Annotated in this window: 21 protein-coding genes and 2 pseudogenes; 14 read left to right on the plus strand and 9 right to left on the minus strand. The window is 42.5% G+C overall.

Annotation, left to right across the window (positions count from 1 at the left end; genetic code table 11):
• Positions 1-55: 55 nt before the first annotated feature.
• The 4 genes from R7Q39_RS04895 (at position 56) to def (ending at position 3,485) form a co-directional block, all read left to right on the plus strand.
• Entirely contained in the window at positions 56-1,501 is a 1,446-nt protein-coding gene (locus R7Q39_RS04895; RefSeq protein ID WP_318075828.1) for an AGE family epimerase/isomerase, read from the plus strand.
• 416 nt (positions 1,502-1,917) lie between these two features.
• Positions 1,918-2,247 carry a YceK/YidQ family lipoprotein gene (locus tag R7Q39_RS04900; RefSeq protein ID WP_005376478.1) on the plus strand — a complete coding sequence of 110 codons (330 nt, stop codon included), beginning with the start codon at positions 1,918-1,920 and terminating at the stop codon, positions 2,245-2,247.
• A gap of 32 nt (positions 2,248-2,279) precedes the next feature.
• Positions 2,280-2,744 (plus strand): ABZJ_00895 family protein, encoded by a 465-nt coding sequence (locus tag R7Q39_RS04905; protein WP_318075829.1) that lies wholly within the window; start codon positions 2,280-2,282, stop codon positions 2,742-2,744.
• 234 nt (positions 2,745-2,978) lie between these two features.
• Positions 2,979-3,485, plus strand: a complete 507-nt coding sequence (def, locus tag R7Q39_RS04910; RefSeq protein WP_262602352.1) for a peptide deformylase — start codon at positions 2,979-2,981, stop codon at positions 3,483-3,485.
• A 72-nt stretch (positions 3,486-3,557) separates the two neighbouring features.
• Here the strand turns inward: def and R7Q39_RS04915 are convergent, their stop codons facing one another.
• Positions 3,558-4,007, minus strand: coding sequence for a helix-turn-helix domain-containing protein (locus R7Q39_RS04915; protein WP_411979163.1), 450 nt, complete (start codon positions 4,005-4,007; stop codon positions 3,558-3,560).
• 42 nt (positions 4,008-4,049) lie between these two features.
• Between R7Q39_RS04915 and R7Q39_RS04920 the strand changes: the two genes are divergently transcribed.
• From R7Q39_RS04920 to R7Q39_RS04935, 4 genes are all read left to right on the plus strand, one after another.
• A complete protein-coding gene (locus tag R7Q39_RS04920; RefSeq protein WP_318075830.1) occupies positions 4,050-4,553 on the plus strand; it encodes a DUF2938 domain-containing protein in 504 nt (167 codons plus the stop codon).
• 226 nt (positions 4,554-4,779) lie between these two features.
• A complete protein-coding gene (locus R7Q39_RS04925) occupies positions 4,780-5,808 on the plus strand; it encodes a phospholipase A (RefSeq protein WP_053349142.1) in 1,029 nt (342 codons plus the stop codon).
• Positions 5,809-5,901: 93 nt separating this feature from the next.
• Positions 5,902-6,360 (plus strand): hypothetical protein, encoded by a 459-nt coding sequence (locus R7Q39_RS04930; protein WP_054577846.1) that lies wholly within the window; start codon positions 5,902-5,904, stop codon positions 6,358-6,360.
• 328 nt (positions 6,361-6,688) lie between these two features.
• Positions 6,689-7,693: a metal-dependent hydrolase gene (locus R7Q39_RS04935; protein ID WP_206969559.1), complete on the plus strand. Its 1,005-nt coding sequence runs from the start codon at positions 6,689-6,691 to the stop codon at positions 7,691-7,693.
• Between the two features lie 40 nt (positions 7,694-7,733).
• On the opposite strand, the gene R7Q39_RS04940 is transcribed toward R7Q39_RS04935, so the two are convergent.
• The 3 genes from R7Q39_RS04940 to R7Q39_RS04950 form a co-directional block, all read right to left on the minus strand.
• Entirely contained in the window at positions 7,734-8,126 is a 393-nt protein-coding gene (locus tag R7Q39_RS04940) for a hypothetical protein (RefSeq protein WP_005376463.1), read from the minus strand.
• Between the two features lie 492 nt (positions 8,127-8,618).
• Entirely contained in the window at positions 8,619-10,379 is a 1,761-nt protein-coding gene (locus tag R7Q39_RS04945) for an ABC transporter ATP-binding protein/permease (protein WP_262658310.1), read from the minus strand.
• Between the two features lie 173 nt (positions 10,380-10,552).
• Positions 10,553-11,167, minus strand: coding sequence for a PolC-type DNA polymerase III (locus tag R7Q39_RS04950; protein ID WP_169644072.1), 615 nt, complete (start codon positions 11,165-11,167; stop codon positions 10,553-10,555).
• Between the two features lie 356 nt (positions 11,168-11,523).
• Here R7Q39_RS04950 and R7Q39_RS04955 point away from each other — a divergent pair, with 356 nt between their 5' ends.
• From R7Q39_RS04955 to R7Q39_RS04970, 4 genes and pseudogenes are all read left to right on the plus strand, one after another.
• The gene (locus R7Q39_RS04955; protein ID WP_318075831.1) at positions 11,524-12,384 is read left to right on the plus strand and encodes an immunity 49 family protein; all 861 of its coding nucleotides are present in this window, start codon (positions 11,524-11,526) and stop codon (positions 12,382-12,384) included.
• A pseudogene (locus R7Q39_RS04960) lies at positions 12,385-12,753 on the plus strand (threonine aldolase); the annotation flags it as partial.
• An 82-nt stretch (positions 12,754-12,835) separates the two neighbouring features.
• The gene (locus tag R7Q39_RS04965; RefSeq protein WP_005376453.1) at positions 12,836-13,096 is read left to right on the plus strand and encodes a DUF5062 family protein; all 261 of its coding nucleotides are present in this window, start codon (positions 12,836-12,838) and stop codon (positions 13,094-13,096) included.
• 223 nt (positions 13,097-13,319) lie between these two features.
• Complete coding sequence (locus R7Q39_RS04970; protein ID WP_213886079.1) at positions 13,320-13,814, plus strand: YcxB family protein; 495 nt, start codon at positions 13,320-13,322, stop codon at positions 13,812-13,814.
• An 826-nt stretch (positions 13,815-14,640) separates the two neighbouring features.
• Here the strand turns inward: R7Q39_RS04970 and R7Q39_RS04975 are convergent.
• Positions 14,641-15,837, minus strand: a complete 1,197-nt coding sequence (locus R7Q39_RS04975) for a lipase family protein (protein WP_104980635.1) — start codon at positions 15,835-15,837, stop codon at positions 14,641-14,643.
• Positions 15,837-16,385, minus strand: a complete 549-nt coding sequence (locus R7Q39_RS04980; protein WP_242013371.1) for a DUF6795 domain-containing protein — start codon at positions 16,383-16,385, stop codon at positions 15,837-15,839. The genes R7Q39_RS04975 and R7Q39_RS04980 overlap by 1 nt, the downstream gene beginning before the upstream one ends.
• A 400-nt stretch (positions 16,386-16,785) precedes the next feature.
• Between R7Q39_RS04980 and R7Q39_RS29280 the strand changes: the two genes are divergently transcribed.
• Positions 16,786-16,968 (plus strand): transposase, encoded by a 183-nt coding sequence (locus R7Q39_RS29280; RefSeq protein ID WP_372082027.1) that lies wholly within the window; start codon positions 16,786-16,788, stop codon positions 16,966-16,968.
• Between the two features lie 203 nt (positions 16,969-17,171).
• Positions 17,172-17,324, plus strand: a pseudogene (locus R7Q39_RS04985) (YcxB family protein); the annotation flags it as partial.
• 119 nt (positions 17,325-17,443) lie between these two features.
• Here R7Q39_RS04985 and R7Q39_RS04990 read toward each other — a convergent pair.
• The 3 genes from R7Q39_RS04990 to R7Q39_RS05000 all read right to left on the minus strand — a co-directional run bounded on the left by R7Q39_RS04990 (position 17,444) and on the right by R7Q39_RS05000 (position 19,861).
• Complete coding sequence (locus R7Q39_RS04990; protein ID WP_025767812.1) at positions 17,444-18,184, minus strand: helix-turn-helix domain-containing protein; 741 nt, start codon at positions 18,182-18,184, stop codon at positions 17,444-17,446.
• 105 nt (positions 18,185-18,289) lie between these two features.
• A complete protein-coding gene (locus R7Q39_RS04995) occupies positions 18,290-18,751 on the minus strand; it encodes a carboxymuconolactone decarboxylase family protein (RefSeq protein WP_025767811.1) in 462 nt (153 codons plus the stop codon).
• Positions 18,752-18,949: 198 nt separating this feature from the next.
• A complete protein-coding gene (locus tag R7Q39_RS05000) occupies positions 18,950-19,861 on the minus strand; it encodes a DMT family transporter (RefSeq protein ID WP_315957130.1) in 912 nt (303 codons plus the stop codon).
• Positions 19,862-19,918: the final 57 nt, after the last annotated feature.

Consider the following 19,918-nt stretch of genomic DNA (forward strand, 5'->3'; position numbering starts at 1 on the left):
ATGCGTAAAGGGAGTTATTTATACTGGATAAAATTCAATAACTTAATTGAGCATTATGTCTTTTAAATATCTTACCTTATTCCTCGCAACGACGAGCATAAACAGCTTTGCTGATGTAGGCCTGCCTTCGGGGGATGATTGGTTAAACCATGTGACGAATGGCCTAGCCCCATATTGGATGATGGAAAGCGCGCATGCCCAACCTGCGGGGAATTTTCCGACATTTCGTTGTGATAACGGTGTCATTCTCGACCCACAAAAGCCGTGTGATGAATTAAACAAAGGGTGGATTAGCCCGCACTTCGATCGCGAATACACCCGCATGAAATCGCGCCAAACTTACGCTTATGGCGTGCTTTTTCATCTTACGGGTGACAAGCAAGCATTAGAGCTGGCAAAGAAAGGTGCTTATTACCTGATTGATCACCTACAAGATGAGAAAAACGGCGGCTTCGTGAGCTTTACGCGTAGTGGAAAACCGGGGATGGAGTGGCAACAACGAACTTCTCAAGACCAAGCTTACGCCTTGGTGGGGTTGGCGATGTACTACTACTTAACGCAAGATCCAAAGGTCGAACAAGCGCTTATCGACCAGCAAGCGTTTATATTTAAACAATACCGACGAAGCGATGATCGCGGTCTGGCGTGGGTTTTGAAAGACGGTGATGGGGAAAGTGCGAAGCAGCAAGAGCTAGTCGCTCAACTTGACCAGATCAATGGCTATCTGTTGTTAACGGCGCCACTTTTACCAGCGCCAACGCAAGCCAAGTGGAAGCAAGATCTGCAATGGCTGACGCAAGTGATGCTAGATAACTACCATTCCGTCAAAGAGCAGCGTTTTTATGGCGCGATACACCACAAAGCGGTAATGATGCCAGATGTGAAACACAATGATTTTGGACACACCATCAAAGCGTATTGGATGACGTATCTCACTGGTCAGTTGTTGGAGAATTCCAATTGGACAGAGTTTGGCTTCAAAGGAATGAAACATACACTTAAACAAGCGCAATACCAGCAAAACTTTGAGCAAGTCAAAGCGCTCTTCTCACCAGAATGGCAGAGTAAATGGACACAAGATAGCATTCCTGCTTGGCAATCAAGACCGCACAAGCATTACAGTTCGTCTTGGGAATGGGCAGAACTCGATCAAGCGGCGATGACAGTTTCTCTTGTCGATGGTTCGATGAAAGAAACGCTTCAATACACGTTACCCACTTTTATGGACGTATGGGTGGATCATCAATATGGAGGAGTCGGTCTGAGTCCTAAATCAACCAAAGCGTTCCATTGGGGAAATGGTTACCACCAGTTTGAACATGCGTTGGTCGGGTATTTGTACGCGCAACAAATGGCAAAACAGCCCGCCAAGCTTTACTACACGCGACCAGCAGAGAATAAAATGCCACTTAATCCGTATTACTTTAGCGCAGACGTAAAATCGTTGTCGTCACAAAGTGATGGAGTCGCCACCGCGACATTCACCAATATTCGACCTTAGGTTGGTCGATGGTGATGTGTTAGTTAAAGTCCGCGTAAAAGCCAATAAAGTCCTCCGATAGCAAGGATGACTATTAGCTATCTAGGTCTGTCACTAGATAAGCTTCAAGCAGTAATTGTGTAGGTAATGACCCCTGGGCGCTTATAAAAAGCCGTCAGAACCACTGGTTTTGACGGCTTTTTATTCTATGACAGGTAGAGGATTCAATTTTCAGCGCGATAGGTCCATGAAAACTTAAGTGAGATTCCAATCACGTCGCATAGTCTCACTAGTGTCATTGGAAATAAATGAATTGTTTCTAATACATAGAGCGTATTAACATGGTTGCACTTGGCCCATATGAGTAAATTCATTGAACATACAATTTGAGAGAGGGTTTAGTTGTAAAAATAATAGTTAGTTGGAATCTAGGTTAAATGAAAATAAAACTATTTAAAAAGCTACAAGTTGTATTTCTTGTGGTGTCAGCATCTTTAATGGTGGGGTGTTCGTCTATAGATGCGCATGCTGGTGGCGGATACGGAAAGCCGTTTTCAGGCACCGCGTTATCAGTTGCGCGACAACCTTGCTATTTAAGATCTGATATTACTTCTATCGCGTTATACCCACTTTCATTGATTGACATTCCTTTGTCGTTAGCAACGGACGTTGTGTTTCTTCCTGTTGATTTAGTCATGGTAGTTACGCCAACAACGAGTTATGGCGGTGTTGTTTCTCTAGGTTGTCCAAGCGGAAGCATGATCTAAAACGCTTATTTTATTCAAATAAATGGAGGGAAATGAAAGTGGAATTAAAAAATAACTATTCAGAATCAGAAATAAACCAGCCACCATCGGTACTTCTTGTTACGTCTCTGTTGTGTCTGGCGTCCCTTTGTTGGGCAGCATTGCTGTTGGCCATTGAATATATTGTTGGGATAGAAATGAGTGGTACAGGCTTTCTTAGCACGTTAATCCCAGCCATGAGTGTTGGTTATTACTTCGGCTACAAGACTGGAGATGTAATGCCATCAAAAACAAGATGGTATGCTGTTTTACTGTGGACTTTAGCAAGTTTGGTAGTGTTCTCTCTTATCTTAATGTCGTTAGATATTTCTCCGTTTTATTTATTATCTGAGCTCGGTGGGGTAAGTATTTTTATTGCTATCATAATGCTAATAACGATTGGCATCGCCTACTTAATTTTAAAAAGTGGTGAGAAAATGGCGATTAGAGTATTACTCAAAGCCAAGGAAAGTCAGTAGATAAAATACAACAAACGATTCAATTAGGATCATGACAAGACGTCAGCCATAATGTGCTGGCGTTTTAGTTTCCTGTTTGTAGGATTTTTTGTCTAAAAGGCAAACCCATTTATTGTGTTGTCGTTTGAGTTAATGGTTTATGCCTTGTGCGCAAGATAGCTTAGCAGGTTTATGTATCGAGAAACGTGTGTATAATTCGCCACGAATTACGATTTATAGATATGAAAGGTAAGTATGGCAGTCCTCGAAATTCTCTCAATTCCTGATCCAAGGCTTAAAGTAAAAGCAGAAAAAGTCACTGATGTATCGACAATACAAACGCTGATAGACGATATGCTAGAAACACTTTACGCAACGGGCAATGGTATCGGTTTAGCTTCAACCCAAGTGGGCAGAAAAGAGGCGGTTGTTGTCATCGATATCTCTGACGAACGCAATGATCCTTTAATCTTGGTTAACCCAGAAGTGGTGAGCGGAGAAAACAAAGCACTTGGTCAAGAAGGGTGCCTATCTGTTCCTGAGTACTACGCAGATGTAGAGCGTTACACGTCAGTTGCTGTTTCTGCACTAGACCGTGATGGCAACCCGATTACAATCGAGAGCGATGAGTTCTTGGCGATTGTGATGCAGCACGAAATTGATCACCTATCTGGTAACTTGTTCATTGATTACCTTTCACCGTTAAAGCAAAAAATGGCGATGAAAAAAGTGAAGAAGTACGTAAAATCGCAAGCTAAGTAATATGAAAGGAAGTAACTCACAACCGCGAGTTACTTCCGTGTAAATCAAGAATAGGACGGTAGGGAGAGCGGTTTATCTCTGCTTTTGGGGGACATAACGCTTTACGACCTTCATAAGCTTCTGAAATGAAGAACAGTCCATATGTGACTCATGAGGGCAGGTGGCGACATGGTTGAGGTTGTCTCGCACCGCTTTCAAACGTTTTATTTGCTCATCAATCTCAAGTGCCTTTTTCGTTAGTAAGTCACGATCGATATATGGCTTTGAAACTTCTGATTGATTCAACATTTCTGCCATTTCGTTAAGCGATATTCCAGCGATACGCCCCAAACTAATTAAATTGAGTGTATTGAGTACCTCTGGTGAATATTGGCGTCTCAATCCATTCCTTCCTATCGAGCGAATTAACCCCAGCTGTTCGTAGTACCTGAGCGTTGAAGTCGGCAATCCTGATTTTCTAACCACTTCTGCAATATCCATATTATTCCCCATTGACTTCAAGTTGGCTTTAAGTTGTAGCATGCAACTAAGACCTTAACAAATCAAAAACATGAGGAGAGAAAAATGCTGCTTTTAATGGGATTGCAAGCGGTGCTAATAGGGATTGGTGCCACTTTGATAATGGATTTATGGGCATGGTTACAAAGGAGAGTGTTTGGTATTCCTTCATTAAACTATGCGTTGGTTGCGCGCTGGGTTTTGTACATGCCCCAAGGAAAGCTTATGCATGCGCCAATTATGGCGTCAGAGGCGATGCCGGGAGAAAAGTCACTGGGCTGGTTTTTTCATTATGCCATCGGCGTTACTTTCGCTTTGGCTCACGTTACTGTTTTTGGTCATCATTGGTTGGTAGAGCCCAGTCTAATGCCCAGCTTAATTACAGGCGTGGTAACGTTGATCTTCCCATTTTTGGTCATTCAACCTTGTCTAGGATTTGGTTTTGCTGCGAGTAAAACCCCAACACCTTGGAAAGCGCGTTTTCTTAGCACATTGGCGCATTTGGGTTATGGTTTGGGTTTATTCATAGCCGGGTTTGCAATCAAAGTTACGAGCCAGTATTTTGCATAGAGAACATGAGCATCATGCAAACGAGTGGTTTTTATCTATGATGCTCAACTCTTGGTTGTTTTTTGCGCTTTGCTCATAGTTGGCCGATATGTTCGAAGTCTGTTGCATTTATCCAAGATGTAAAGTCGGCAGACATTTAACATTGTCTTAACGTCAGAATGGCAAGCGGTTTACCAAGAAAAACTAAAATTATTTGGTTTGACATAAAGAATATTAGGGGTTTCAGATGGCTTCAAAAGTGGCAGGGATATCAATACTGAGTTTATTGGCAGCGCCAGTTGCGATGGGAGAAACAGCCAGTGCTTATGATTTATGTTTGCTAGACAAAATAAAGCAAAGCAAAGGTGAGGAAACCATAAAGAGCATTCGCGGGCAGTGTGAGCTTGACACAGTAACCAGTACAGTGCCCGCTGATCCAGAAATTGAAGAGCCAGAAGAACTTCAGGAAAGCTTGGTCGACAAGCGTTTGGAATCAGAACGAGAAAACGCGTTTGAACCGTTTAGCCTAGTCGCGCATCGCGTTAACTATATTCTTCCGTTTACATACAGTGATCGTGTAAATAAACGCGCGTATGCCGACACCAAATACGGCGATGAACTGCGTAAGGAAGAGGCGGAGTTCCAAATCAGTTTTAAAGTACCAATGAACTATGATGACTTGTTGTTTGATGGCGATGGTCTGTTTTTTGGAATGACTCTTAAATCATTTTGGCAGGTATATACGGGTGCAGCATCTCGTCCATTCCGTGAAACCAATTATCGTCCAGAGCTTTTTTACTACACCCCAACTGACTGGAAACCACTTGATGGTTCGACTTGGTTAGGTTTTGGTATTGAACATGAGTCTAACGGTCAGAGACAGGAGCTATCGCGCAGTTGGAACCGTGTCTATGCCAACGTAACCTTTGCAAAAGACAATTTTGCGGTTTCTATCCAGCCTTGGTGGCGTATACCTGAAGATGAAAAGACATCGCCTAATGATCCCAAAGGTGATGATAACCCGGATATCGAAGACTATATGGGACACTTTGAGCTATCGAGTGCTTACAAGTGGAATGGTTACGAGTTTACCTTTTTAGGTCGCCAGAACTTTCAAACACATAAGGGTTTTGCAGAACTGGGTGTGTCATTTCCGATTTGGGGCAAAGTTCAGGGGTACGCACAATACTCAGCGGGTTATGGTAAGAGCTTGATCGACTATGATCATAATCAGCAGCGGATTGGTGTTGGTATTGCAATCAACGGTGTTTTGTAGTTTTTCGTAGATGGATAGAAATTAACACTGGCAATTGAAATTTCAATATTTAGAATGCGAGGCTGAAATTGATTTCTAACCTAGAGTGATTTTATGCTTCGTGATTACACCTTCGATTGTCTTGTAACTATGCCTCGCCATGAGCTGGAAGAGTTTAGTGCTCGTATGATCAGTAAAATGGTGCCAGAAGACGTGATGAATGAGCTGTTCACTTTTGATCAAGAAGAAGTGGATAGTGAAGACCGCATGTTGTCTGCACGTCTTGATGCAATGCTACGCATGACAGCAATCGCACTGAGTGAAATTCAACAAGCGTTTGATGACTCAGATAACGCAAAGCAAAATAGCGAGCGAATGACGCGATTGGTGCTTTGGCATTTCTACGCGATCTCATTCCGTTTGGAAGAGGCCATCACGCTAGAAACACACTGTGCTCTAGTGGAAAAACTAATCGAAAATGTACCTTCGGATGTTTTTGCGTGGGTAAAAACATTGACGGAGCTGCTACACACTTACGCTGAAATCAACGCGAAAGAGAATCCTCAAGACTAAACGCCTGTCGTTTATCGTTCAGTAAATTAGAAACAAGGCGAGCCATTGGGTTCGCCTTGTTTTTTCGCGTCAGATAAACCTTCGGGTTTGAAATACCAAACAAGCCTAGACTCAGATTTGTTCGTTCACTAGCGAACGGCGTGATTCCTTCTTACACTAAATCAAGGTGTTTGTTGCTAAACAAGCAAATGCATGACTAAGTCGTGTATTATTTTCCACTTAAATGCGGATAATTTATGTCGAAGAACCTTCTGGTTTTTAAATTGGAACCGACTATTGAGCGTGTACGCTTTCCAGCTGAGCTTCATCTATCTAAAGGAAGTGAACGATGGATCCGTTAACGCAAGGTTTATTGGGAGCAGCTTTGCCACTGGCGGTGAGCAACAAGCGAAACCTTGCAGTTGTTGGCGTGTTGGGCGTGGTCTCTGGGATGGCTCCGGATTTAGATGTGCTCATCCGTTCTTCAACTGATCCTTTGCTGTATTTGGAATACCATCGCCAATTTACTCACTCGCTCTTGTTTATCCCGTTTGGTAGTTTCATTTGTGCTTTGGTGTTGTATCCATTGTTCGCAAAAAAGCGAGGACTAAGCTTCCGGCAGAGTTGGTTTTACTGCGCGCTTGGTTATAGTACCCATGCGTTATTAGACGCATGCACCAGTTATGGAACACAGCTTCTATGGCCGATAAGCAACACGCGTTATGCTTGGAACACTATTTCGGTAATCGACCCCGCGTTCACACTCCCTATTTTAATATTGCTTTTGTTTGCTGCACTGAAGCGAAGCCCAAACTATGCCCGCATTGCATTTTTATGGTGTCTGGCTTACCTAAGCCTTGGAATGATCCAACGAGATAGAGCAGAAGCAGCTGGTTGGGAAATCGTCAAAGAGCGACAACACAACGCTATACAATTAAAAGCCAAACCAAGCTTTAGCAATCTTTTGGTTTGGAAACTAATTTATGAAACGGAAGAGAGCTACTATGTAGATGCCGTAAGGGTGGGGCGTTCAATAAAAATTTACCCTGGCGAATCAACTCCAAAGTTAAATATAAAAGAGCAATTTCCGTGGCTAAACCCGCAATCGCAACAAGCAAGAGACATCGAACGTTTCCGTTGGTTTTCAAACGGTTTTGTAGCGACGGATCCGAATAATGAAATGCGAATTGTTGATATGCGTTATTCCATCGTACCAAACCAAATTAATGCGTTATGGGGCATCAATCTATCCCCAAAAGCCAGCGCAGACGCGCACGTTGAATACACTGCTCATCGAGGAAGTACTGCAGAAGATCGCCAAGTTTTTTTCAACATGCTTACGGATTTTGAGTGATGGTTTTACTTTGGATGTCGATGCGGTTTCGTAATAACTATTACGCAGACTGAAAGTCCTTTACTAGGGTTGGCTTGCTAGCGAAGAAAATCTTGCCAAACAGGGACTTGTACTTCCAGCCAAGAGACAAAAGCCGTTTAGCTAAGTTCTTGTTTTCAATGATTGCAACCTCAACACCTTGGTAGTGGTAAGGATTGCTTTTGATGTAGTCGATAAATGCAGTAAGCACGCCTTGCCCGCGAACGGAGGGTGCAAAGTTGACTGCTACAATAGAAAAGCGTTGGCTACCTGCTGGGCAACGGACTAAACAGTGCCCAAGAGGATGAGTAATAGTCTCAGAAAATTCAGGAAAAGGGCGAGACTCAAGCTCTTGAGAAAGCGCATCGTATCGCTGACATAGATAAGAAAATAGTTGTTTCGCTTCGCTGTTCATATCGGTGCCGCTTTTGTGTTGCTTGGTTTGAAGGCATTGATGTCTCAAACATTGTAACCATAGATAGCAACACAAAACGCGGTAAACTTTTTCAGTAATGATTTCCTATTTTTGAAACCTTAATTGTTACAAATGAAGTTGATTGGGTTTTATATGGTAGTTGTGAACGAGTGTTTCTAGTTGAAGGGAGAATACGCTGGTTACTGGATTCTTACTGGAATTCCTTTGTTAAAAGGCGAGCTGCTTGGTTTAATGCCGCTCGTTTAACTGCGAGTGGCATCTTTTGTATTTCGTCACCTTGTACAGCGACGATGGGACATGATGTGGGATCTTCTATCCTAGCTCTTCATGGTCTAAATTATCTCATTAACCACTCAGAGCTAGATTCTTAGTCTCGCCAAGGCTCGCTGGACTGACACAAAAACATCGTTAAACTCCTGTTATTAAATTATTTGGTCCGCCTTTGCTTACTTTTGAACGCTTAACTAGGCGTTACTCCAAGTGCTTAAATTGCAATGCCACAAGTCGCTGATACAACTCACAGCTTTGCATTAATGATTGGTGGTTACCAACATCGACTAACTCGCCATTGTCGAGCACCGCAATTTTATCCGCATGTTGGATAGTCGAAAGACGATGAGCAATAATCAGCGTTGTGCGTCCTTTCATTAGAGCTTCAAGTGCTTGCTGAACGTGATGTTCACTTTCACTATCAAGGGCGCTGGTAGCTTCGTCTAGCAGTAAGATTTTTGGATCTTTTAGAATCGCGCGAGCAATCGCAATGCGCTGCTTTTGTCCGCCTGATAGCCTAACGCCGCGCTCCCCTAAAAAGCTGTGATAGCCTTCGGGAAGCTTCTCAATAAACTCATGGGCATGGGCTTTTTTCGCGGCTTCGATAACTTGTTCATCCGTCGCTTCAGGATTACCGTAGCGAATATTATGGAAAACATCATGGCTAAACAGCGCTGGTTGTTGTGGTACGAGCGCCATTTGACGTCGAAGCTCGTTTGGATCGAACTGTCGAATATCTTCACCACCAAACAACACTTGCCCTTTTTGCGGATCATAAAAGCGTTGCAGCAGTTCGAATAGTGTTGTTTTACCTGCACCAGAAGGGCCGACCAACGCCAACACTTTTCCTTGATCAGCGGTTAGATTTAACTCTTTGATAGCTGGTTGATTTGGGCGAGAAGGGTAGTTGAAACTCACTGAATTAAAGTTAACCTCAGCAGGCATGTCGGCACGGACAGGCAAATGGTTGCTTGGCGCTTTAATATCACTGGCTACTTGAAGGATCTCAATCAGCCGTTCGGTAGCACCTGCGGCTCTTTGCAATTCACCCATGACTTCGGAAATGGTTGCAGTCGATGAGGCAACCATAATGGCATAAAACACAAATGCGGCTAGGTCACCCGCAGACATTTTTCCGTGAATCACATCGCTGCCGCCTACCCAAAGCATGCCTGCAATCGCGCTGAACACAATCACAATAACGCCTGATATCAGGATCGCTCGCTGCTTTACTCTCTGTCTACCTACTTCATAAGCTTTTTCCACCTCGACAGCGAAAGCCGCTCGTTCATGCGACTCTGAGCTAAAACTTTGCACGGTTTTAATATGCTCTATCGCTTCTCCAGCGTAGCTTCCGACATCGGCCATTGAGTCCTGACTTTGGCGAGAGAGCGCACGCACGCGTCGTCCATAAAACAAAATCGGAACCAGAACCAAAGGCACAGAAGCAAGCACAATCAGCGTGAGCTTAACGTTAGTGGCAAACAACATTATGATGGCCCCAAAGCACATCAAAGCGCTACGCATCGCCATCGAGAACGATGAACCAATAATGCTTTGCAGCAATGTGGTATCGGTAGTCAAGCGCGACATAATGTCGCCACTACTGTTGGTCTCAAAATAGCTCGGATGCAGCGTAATCACATGGTTAAACACCGCAAGGCGAATATCCGCACTAACGCGCTCACCTACGGAAGAGACAAGGTAAAAGCGAAAGAAAGTCCCAATGGCAATACACAATGTGACACCGACAATAAACTGAATCGCATTGGTAAGCTCTTGCAGTGATTGCTGAGCAAAGCCTTGATCGATAAGAATGCGCACGCCGTAGCCGACGGATAGCGTTAGGCTGGCTGTTGCGATTAGGGCAACTAAGGCAGCAGCAACACGCCATTTATAAGGTGAAACAAAGGTGTTGAGTTTAAGAAGAATGCTGAGATTTTTGTTATTTTTTCTGCTCATGAGTGACTCACAAAGCGTTTTAGGTACCTGGCATAGTAAGCCAGTTTGGTTGGTGAGACCAGCGAACTACCGCTTTCGGATCAGGAAATTAACTGGGATAACCAATATCGCATGTATATCGAAAATCACTTAAACGTCGAAGAGACTAGAATCAGCTTTTAGTTCGGAGGGTGTTACGCACGGCTTTTGGCGAGTAGCAGGTCGACTTTTCCTTTGGCTGTTTTACTGACCGTTTGCATCAACTGAAAACTTGGTTTTTCGACGCCTGAGTTTTCTATCCCTTCGACCATTAAGAGCCAAAGCTTGGCTGTCATTTGCGCATCGGCTAGTGCACGGTGGAAAACACCGTCGTTGTCGATATTTTTATAGCGAACAAGTTCACCTAGCTTATGTGATGGGGCTTCTTGAATGAGCCGTCTTGCTACCAGTAAGGAGCAAGCAAACTCACCCGAATAACCACAGTTGATTCGTTCAAGCTCTGCATCTAAAAATCGTTTATCGAAGGACGCGTTGTGAGCGACAAGGTTCTCGCCAGCAATGAACTCACTAAATGACGCCATTACCTCTTCGCAGCTTGGTGCCGATCGCAACATATTGTTGGTAATGCCGGTGTAGTTCTCAATGAAAGAACTCACTCTGAAACCGGGATTCATGAGTTGCTGAAAACTATCGACAACCTCGCCATTGACTAACTTTACTGCACCAATTTCTATTGCGCGATCACCTAAAGTAGGAGAGAGACCTGTGGTTTCAAAGTCGAGTACGACCACAGAGTTTGCTTGAGGCATAAAATTTTCCAGCTGAGTAATATTGCGCAAGAGTATTATCGAAAGCGACAGAAAAAGAAAGGCGAACACAATGGTGAATATCTGTCTATCTTTACTCCACAAAGTCAGTGTTCGTCGTCCACTGTTTATGGACAGGTACGTTCTGGCTTACCCATCGCGGCTTGTGCGGTAGCCTTATATTTCAAATGTTTTTCGGCTTTTCGGTTCATTTCAACTAAGTATTGCTTTTCGATGTAAGGTGCTGATTATAAATTGATTTCATAAAACAACTTCGGCATCATTCACTGCTTGATTTTGAGGATGATTATCATCACGGCAAAAAATTAGAACAACTTATAATGCGAGGCTAGGGAACGATGGAACCAATGAAAAATCACTATTTAGAGATACCTGAAGAAAGAAAATTGCGTATTTTTCGTGAAGAAGACGAACGTTTCTATAGTTTTTGGGAAAAAATGCTTGATGAAAAACAATCTTTTTATCAGCAACCTCTCAAAAGAATGAAAGGCGATGCTTGGCATTCGCTCCACTCATTCTTCACTGCTTCAAAATATGGACAACATCAGGCCTCGCCAGCTTATATAAAAAGAGCACTTGAGTTACTGAATAACGTCTACTTGCTGGCCAATCATTCAGACCAAGTTGTTGAATTCTCCGTTGGGCACCGACATTTTTCGGAAGTAGGTAACCGTTCTGTTGCAGGAGGAACAATGGATGCATGGTTGGATGAAATCTATTTAGCGATGGCAGCGAGAGATTGGCACTGCGTAGAGCTGATGACCATCATGGATGTGTCGTTAGTGCGTTTAAAAGATCCTTTCGATGTTGCGTTGGTCGAGTTCGTTAACGGTGTATTTAGCAATTCATCAGCATTACCTGAGTTATTGCAAACTGTGATGGAGAAATCTTCTCCGCAATACTTAGAATCAACCAGAGTGCCATATGTACACTCTTTGTTTATTCCATTTGTGAATGTGTTTGTTGCCATTATCGATGGCGATGAGGCGCATTATCAACAAGCACTGAGAGATGCGTTAGAGGCGCATTACCAGTTCTACATGAATGAAGATGTTCGTTATTCGCCAAAAGGGAATGTTTCTTTGAAACTGATTGGTCTTGCTGCATTGGCATACGATAAGTATGGCTGGACAATTCCAGAAACCGCATATTTGCCAAAGTGGCTCGTTTACGGTGAGCATGATCTCTGTTCTAAATAAATCATTAGTAGAACACCTTATGTAGTGTCTGCGGCAATGCCGTTCGATGAAAGGTTGGCGCAGCTGCGGGCTCTGTTTGAGCGAACAAAACAAATCTACAAGATCATTGATGAGTTCCCATCTTTGGCGGTAAGACCAACCCAGCCTCAAGCAAATATGTTGCACCTTATCCTGCCATTTAGCTGCGAAGAGTTGAAAGAACTCCAACACACGTTTGCCACGGAAAAGGGCATTTGGTTTGGTAACCCGCAAGTCACGGCACATCCAAATCAATCGATTGTTGAATGGTATATTGGTGACTACCTGCTCAATCTTGGTGATGACGAATTAAGGTCGTTTTTCAATCAGTTACTCGGTAAGAAGGCATAAACTTATCAATATGCGAGCTTACTAACACGCCATACGCGACACTTCATGTATTCTTAATTGAAGCGAAGAAGAGGATTTATAAATGTCAAAAAGCTCCAAGCTTCACAATGAAGACAAACTGGTTAAGAAGGCACTAGAGATTGGTGGGAAGATGGCGAAGCTACAAGGCTTTGACCTTCCTCAGTCACCACAACCTCTGAGAGTAAAAGCGATTTACCTATTCTTGGTCGACGCCAAACAGATCACGCCACTACCGGAAAGCAAGCTAGACGGCGCAAGCATCAAACACCGGCTGGCAGTATGGATACACAGTGCGTTGCCAGACAACGACCCTCTAAAGTAAAAACCTCAAGAAGTTACATAGGTCATTAATTCACAAGGCGAGCCAGGTGGTTCGCCTTGTCTGATCTTGGCAAGTGCACCGAGGCCTTCTAATGTTTCGTTATCATTGATTTACAAAACAGCATCAAAAGGGCTAAAGATAAAGCCAGAGAAGCGCTACAATGCTCGCGTTGCAAGAGTGCAACCAAGAATACTCATTTACAGAAGCCTTGAAGTAACCATACATGTCTAAAGATTTCGAATTCACTACAGAATACACACTCGACAAGCCATTTTTTGCTGAGTGTTATGATCAAACTAGCCAGCCAGTTAAGTTCCCGCAAGCGTATTTGAAAGGGATCCTCTTTCTAATTTTTGGTGTGGTTTTATTGGAGTTTGAACTGCTACCTAACGGTTACGTCGGTTGGTTCTTTATCGTATTGAGTGTGATTGAAGCGTGCAGCGTTTACTTCAAAAGAACTTGGTGGCTGTGGCGTCAAACCATCAGCTCAAGCCGCGGCAGTAAAGTGGTGTTTGAAGTGAATGCAGATGGCGTGCGCTACAAAAGCGGTAAAGTTGACCGCAGCCTCGCTTGGAATGAAATCGACCAACTCGAACAAACTGATTTGGGCTTTATCCTTCACCTTGGTAAACAACGCCAATACATCAGCAAATCTTGCTTAAATGAAGAAGCGATCACGTTTATGGTAGAGCAGCACGCGGCATCAAAAGAGAGCTAACAAAAAAAGCGAGTCCGTGGGTTTGCTTTTTTGATCTTAGGGTTTGATGCTTATGGGGTAGCTCTGATTCAGACTCAAAATCTGAACCACTACACTCGGTGTTTCTGGTTGCGTCTTTCCAGTATATGGACTCCTTAAGTGTGCTGCGGAGTTAGTGTGTAAACTGAACCAAAAAAGTGACAATGAGATAGTTTATTGTGAGCCTACAGTGATGACGCCAACTTCTAAAGCATTTTTGCTCGATTACTATGTTCGGCAAAGGTTTGACATTCGTTAGTTTGTTGGATTTTCCCTAATAAAGTTCATGTGGCCAGTGTTGGACTTATGCGTCTAAAGGTAACTTCTATGCGGAAGAAACTTATTCGATTTGAGGGGGCTATCCATGGAATTGCGATTCGAGCCCCATGGGAGGCGTTCGAAGTTTTAGGGAAAGTAGCCTATGAGAATGGAGTGTACAGCGAGAATCGAACCTACATCATCATCAGCTTGGAAGGGGGCGCAGTTCGGGTTTTGTAAGAGCTATTTCCCATTAAATCTATTTAATGTCAATTGTTTAAGTTACTTTTCCAACAGAAATCCAAAAACAGTTGAAACTGTAAACCTACATTTTGGATCCTAATCACGAATTTGAAAATAGTGAAAAATTCATTATTTTCAAATTCGTTTTGATAAATCGCGCCCCGATTTGGTTAGAAAGTTTCATCTAAAAAGTGCTTAATAAGAATCCCATTTAGCGGCGTTATGTCAATGTCACCAGTTAACTTATGAGGTGATGAGTTCACCTCTAACTAAGCAATCACGTTACTATGCCATTGCAATGGTTAGGTTAACTTAGCAACGATATCGCTTGTTTAGATACTCTGACTAGTCGTCCAATGGTTCTTTCGAAAACCCATCTAATGAATCGGGCGGATAGATCCTCAATGATGGTCCCATAGTGACCGGCAAAAACAAGCATATGGCCTAATAAGCCTTTTAGTTGCTCTTCATTGCGCTTAGATGATTTAGCAACGGCTTCTAGCTTTCTTGAAAGCCAATCATAAAAGGTCAAGCCAGCAATCACGCCTGCTTGAATCGTTACCGTTGACAAAAGAGCCACATCTTTCAAATAGGTGATAAGTGCGCCCTGTATTCTATCTGCCCAATACTCCGAAAAAGAAGCTTGATTTCGTTGCTCATACTTTAGACGGATAGGGGTAAATAAGTGGTCATTCGATTTCCTCTTCAACGCTCCCCAAGAATCCGAGGAAGCAGTGTTTAAGTAACCCGGATTTTTGTTTCTTGCCATCAAATGGGCTGATATGCTTAATCCAGTGCCAGAGTCCAAGCGGTACTCGCCTGTTGAGATTGGAGCATGAATAAATGGCCAAAGCGGTATTTTTGGTACAGGATCAGCACCATGCGTACATCGATAAACACCATCGTTTAGCTTTTCCGATGAGCGTGCGTATGCTTCCAGACCAACTCTAGGAGCGCCAAAGGTGTATAAGGTGGTTCTGACCTTCATCTCACTACGCACCCAATCAGCGCAAAGTGATGCGAGCGCTCCACCTAAGCTGTGCCCAACGCAATGTATACGTTTTGGTTTAGGATTCATCTGCATAATATACTGCTTCAACTTGGGGCTAAGACTTTGAAAACAATTGTTGAAACCAGCATGAGCGGGCGAACCGTTTGGTGATCCTTTCACCCCTATATTCGCATTTGTGATCCAATCATTAGCATTTTGTGTTCCTCGAATTGAAATGACAATTTCATTCTCAAATGTAGAACCTTTACCAGTGCCAACCACTGCAAACGCCTCTGAAGTTCTCATCAAGCCAGGGATAACTTTACGCAATACCGGTACATTGGATAAACCCGCTACACCGCCTGTAAAACCATCAAATACATCGTTTTCAGAAAAAGAAAAGTGATTTGAAAAACTGTTTTTGCCCGGCATGATAAAACGGCCATTATTTTCATAAGCTTTGTAAGGAATATCCGCTATTTCTGAAGCCATTTTTGGTGTTAACTTTGCCATTACGTGTCCTTATTTAGTAATATTTTTTCAGAAAATCCTTTCAAATCACACCTACTAATAATTTCAAGATCGAGGCCATTCTCAACAAATTTATTTTTAAAAAAGTAACGATATTCGTCCGAATTAATCTCACAACTTAAATCAAGAAGATTATCTGAAATAAATTCATAGGGTTTCACGTCAGAAAAGCGAGCCTCTAGTAAGTAGTATTTTTTGCCATCTACAAAAATGTAAATACCAATGTAGCTAGAGGATTCATGAAGGGCAGGTTCTTTAAACGTCTGATAGTGGTATGTAGGTTCGAAATGAAAATAACCATTTTCTGACGTAATTGTCTCGGTAATATAACGGTTTTTAGAAAAAGCCGTGTGTAGATAAACTACCTCGCTAGTAAACGCTTTCCCGTCTAAGTATAAGCGACCAGTGATCTCTGAGCTAAGTATGTATTGAAACTTTTTTGATTTGAAGAAATTAAACATATCTGCGTTACAACCTGTTGAGAGCAATAATATTGTGGCACTCATAAGGGAAACCAGTATTTTAGTCATTTGTTTGCCAATATTGTACATAGGTCAACCCATATCCACGCGTGAGACGATACTATGTCCTAATGCTCTCAAGTGCTAGCCTAGAACCGCCCCAATTCTCAAAAATAAGTCATGTCAAAGCTTATATCTAGGCATACTTTAAAAAATAATGTAAATGACATGTCTATTACTTTCATGGGTTAAACATAAGTAGACTCCCTCTGGCAAAAAATACCGAGCTATTCGTTAAAGTACTTATCCACGTCCATTTCGTAAGCTTGCATACTCATTGTCTCGTTCTGAATTCTTATCATGAAGATCAGTTAACAATAGCCACCGCGAAAATGGTTGTTTTTTTATAACCGATAAAACATGGCGCCATCTCAACTTTTTTCAGCACCATTGCTATATCACAGCGAAAATACCTCGAGTTCACTATAAAGCTCATCTATGTGCCTGGGCAGGTTGGAGTGGTGTCAAAGATGAGCTTCCGAAAGCGGATGTTACTCTCGACTGGTTCCATGTAGTGTATTTATTTACACGAGCTGTTGATGACGCTCGAAAAACAATGACATGCAAAAAGCTCTTCGTTGGGCGGTGTTAAAGGATGCTGAGAGTCCGATGACAGATAGGCAAGTACAAGCTTTAGTTGACTAGAGCCAGTAAGAAAAGTCCTAACAACCTTAGAAAAGCACTCAGAGAGAATACTTCGACGTTGGAGCTCGACCTATGCTAATACTGAGAATTTTGACTGACCGAGGCACTGAATACTGTGGCCGTGTTGAACAGCATGATTACCAACTCTACCTAGCTATCAATGAAATCGACCAACTCGAACAAACTGATTTGGGCTTTATCCTTCACCTTGGTAAACAACGCCAATACATCAGCAAATCTTGCTTAAGCGAAGAAGTGATCGCGTTTATGGTAGAGCGGCACGCGGCATCAAAAGCGAGCTAACCAACTCACATCAAGCTGGAATGAGCGATCGAAAAAGTAGGTGATATATGATCGAACATTGTAACAAGTATATGGTCGATTCTGAATCAATGGGGTTTGATGTAGAAAGCTAATAAGGTTTAGAGGTTTCTCTTTCGGACATACTGCTTCGGTGTCATGCGCGCAATCTGCTTACACTCTCTAGTCATGTGTGCTTGATCGGAAAAACCTTGCTCCAGCGCCAACTCCGATAAAGTAAGATCGGGTTGCGCTCGGAGTTGCTCTAAAGTGTGCTTCACTCGTTTAATGCGTTGGTAATGTTTAGGAGTAATCCCCAACCATTTCTGAAAATTGCGCTCTCTCTGGCGCTGACTGATGGTCCCTGTCGGTTGGTCAATAATGTGGCCGACATACTGCGGTTCATATTCCTCAATCAGTGTTTGAACCCAGCGATATAACGTAGAAATCCTTGCATATGGCGAACGCGCTGTTTGCAGAGACTCAAATGTTGCTAGTGCAGAAGAAGCCAAAGGGTGGTCGTCTTGAATCCGCAATAGCTGTTCTAGACGTTTACCAAATAGTTGATAACCAACAGCAGGATGAAAGCGTACGCCAGTCATCACCGCGCCTGGCGGTAGGCAGACCTGATGTGCCAGAATGCTTATAGGCAGTAGGACAACCCCTGGTGTTTGCCACTCACCATCCATTTGTACTTCATTCTGTAAAATGAATACCACACCTGTACCAGCATCACTGAGTAATTGTTTACGTACGGCTTGCGTCGTATCAGGTTTGACGGATGCTGACCAAATGGCTTGAACATAGCCAGCTAAAGCCTTTTGAGGTTTTAAAATATCAAATTCTAAGTTCAAATGAATCATCCTATTTAACCTCAACTTAAAATGAGATAGTGATACACATGTACTTTTCATCATATTAAGTTGAGGTATAAGCAGTGACTTATAAGTAAAAACTGTCAGATAGAATTATCTAGGCTTATAGTCTCCAACCTTTGGCTTAAATGCCTTAACTATTCGGTTCCAACTATTGATCGCGTTGATCGCAATTGTTAGGTTGACCATAGCTTCTTCTCCGAAGGTATTCAAGGTCAGCTGATAGGTATCATCATCTACTGGTAGGCCAGCAGTTAGTAATTCAGCCCAGCCTAGTGCAACGTGTTCTGCATCGCTGTAGAATGGCATATCTCTCCATGCACTAAGCCCCCATATGCGTTCCGGCTTTTCACCTAACTTAAGCGCATCTTTACTATGCATGTCGATACAAAATGCACATTGATTGATTTGCGATATGCGTAACTTAACCAGTTCCCATATGATCATGTTCATGGTTTCTGATTGGCTAAATTGTTCATGGAAGTAAGCTTCCTGAGCGTACAGGATTTCTATTGCCTTTGGCGCTACTTCAATATAGTTGAGTCGTTTTTTCATGGTCATTCTCCTTTGTTTTTTACATAGTAAAAAACGCTCTTAGCAAAAGATTGAAGATTTTCGACATGCACTCAATAAAGTTAGATAAAAGAGTGAACGACGAAAGCGAAAAAGTGTACCTATTGGAAACCAAGAAAACTCATGCCAATTAACAAAGTATTGCGCATAAATAATGCGACTTAAGGTTGGCGTCTATTTTTACTCCACCACCTTCCGTAAACGAGCAAAAGGTGCTGAGTTACCTATATACACACCAGCCGCAACGATAAAGACGCCTAAAACATTTTCCCATTGAGCCTGCTCACCAGAAATGAACGAAATCAGTAGAGTGAATACCGGCATAATATTAAATAATGGAGACATCTTATCTGGACCAAGAACGATAGCGCCTTTCATCCAAAAGTAATAAGCAATCAAAGTTCCAAACAGGCTCATGTAAGCTATTAATGCTAGGTCTTTAAATGTTATGGCATTTAAGCTACGGCTAAAGTCGCCGTGGTACATCGCTATAGCGACCATTTGAATGGCACCAATACTTAACACCCAACGTAACTGCTGAGTTACTGGGATATGAGATGTTAAACGCTTCGCTAGAATTGTGTATAAACACCCACTAATTAAAGCAAATAACATGTATAGATCACCAATATTACTATTGCTGCTAATAGAATGAATATTTCCCCCTGTAATGACGATTACCACTCCACAAAAACTGATTAGTGCACCTAAAATAGTTTTAACCGAAATGGAAGTCTTGAGAATAACGCCCGACAACAAGATAGTGACAAGTGGTAGGTTTGCCTGAACAACCGCTGCGTTAACTGGGGTAGTAAAGCTCATTGCAGAGAAAATAGAGAAGTTTTGGATAGTTACACCCACGGTTGCTATAACAAACAACGACAACATACTTTTTCGTGTGAGCTTAGCTCCATATGGAGAGCGTTTAGTTCCTCTTATCAGTAAGAGTATTAAAGCTGCAACGGAAAATCGTAACGTCGCTGAATCCAAAGGAGAGACATCGCTATTAATAGCTTTTATTACGTTAAAGTTACTAGACCAAAAAAAGATAGCGACAACAACACCGCACCAAATTGATAAATGCTTAGACATAGATCTTCCTGATAAAAATTAACTTGACGCGATAATGCTATATATTTCATATTTGAT

The sequence above is a fragment of the Vibrio sp. 947 genome (assembly GCF_033339115.1).
GTDB lineage: Bacteria > Pseudomonadota > Gammaproteobacteria > Enterobacterales > Vibrionaceae > Vibrio > Vibrio alginolyticus.

Bases quoted from the DNA above. Each gene is read 5' to 3' on its own strand.
- R7Q39_RS04895 (WP_318075828.1), top strand. From the start codon at position 56: ATGTCTTTTAAATATCTTACCTTATTCCTCGCAACGACGAGCATAAAC.
- R7Q39_RS04900 (WP_005376478.1), top strand. From the start codon at position 1,918: ATGAAAATAAAACTATTTAAAAAGCTACAAGTTGTATTTCTTGTGGTG.
- R7Q39_RS04905 (WP_318075829.1), top strand. From the start codon at position 2,280: ATGAAAGTGGAATTAAAAAATAACTATTCAGAATCAGAAATAAACCAG.
- def (WP_262602352.1), top strand. From the start codon at position 2,979: ATGGCAGTCCTCGAAATTCTCTCAATTCCTGATCCAAGGCTTAAAGTA.
- R7Q39_RS04915 (WP_411979163.1), bottom strand. From the start codon at position 4,007: ATGCTACAACTTAAAGCCAACTTGAAGTCAATGGGGAATAATATGGAT.
- R7Q39_RS04920 (WP_318075830.1), top strand. From the start codon at position 4,050: ATGCTGCTTTTAATGGGATTGCAAGCGGTGCTAATAGGGATTGGTGCC.
- R7Q39_RS04925 (WP_053349142.1), top strand. From the start codon at position 4,780: ATGGCTTCAAAAGTGGCAGGGATATCAATACTGAGTTTATTGGCAGCG.
- R7Q39_RS04930 (WP_054577846.1), top strand. From the start codon at position 5,902: ATGCTTCGTGATTACACCTTCGATTGTCTTGTAACTATGCCTCGCCAT.
- R7Q39_RS04935 (WP_206969559.1), top strand. From the start codon at position 6,689: ATGGATCCGTTAACGCAAGGTTTATTGGGAGCAGCTTTGCCACTGGCG.
- R7Q39_RS04940 (WP_005376463.1), bottom strand. From the start codon at position 8,126: ATGAACAGCGAAGCGAAACAACTATTTTCTTATCTATGTCAGCGATAC.
- R7Q39_RS04945 (WP_262658310.1), bottom strand. From the start codon at position 10,379: ATGAGCAGAAAAAATAACAAAAATCTCAGCATTCTTCTTAAACTCAAC.
- R7Q39_RS04950 (WP_169644072.1), bottom strand. From the start codon at position 11,167: ATGCCTCAAGCAAACTCTGTGGTCGTACTCGACTTTGAAACCACAGGT.
- R7Q39_RS04955 (WP_318075831.1), top strand. From the start codon at position 11,524: ATGGAACCAATGAAAAATCACTATTTAGAGATACCTGAAGAAAGAAAA.
- R7Q39_RS04965 (WP_005376453.1), top strand. From the start codon at position 12,836: ATGTCAAAAAGCTCCAAGCTTCACAATGAAGACAAACTGGTTAAGAAG.
- R7Q39_RS04970 (WP_213886079.1), top strand. From the start codon at position 13,320: ATGTCTAAAGATTTCGAATTCACTACAGAATACACACTCGACAAGCCA.
- R7Q39_RS04975 (WP_104980635.1), bottom strand. From the start codon at position 15,837: ATGGCAAAGTTAACACCAAAAATGGCTTCAGAAATAGCGGATATTCCT.
- R7Q39_RS04980 (WP_242013371.1), bottom strand. From the start codon at position 16,385: ATGACTAAAATACTGGTTTCCCTTATGAGTGCCACAATATTATTGCTC.
- R7Q39_RS04990 (WP_025767812.1), bottom strand. From the start codon at position 18,184: ATGATTCATTTGAACTTAGAATTTGATATTTTAAAACCTCAAAAGGCT.
- R7Q39_RS04995 (WP_025767811.1), bottom strand. From the start codon at position 18,751: ATGAAAAAACGACTCAACTATATTGAAGTAGCGCCAAAGGCAATAGAA.
- R7Q39_RS05000 (WP_315957130.1), bottom strand. From the start codon at position 19,861: ATGTCTAAGCATTTATCAATTTGGTGCGGTGTTGTTGTCGCTATCTTT.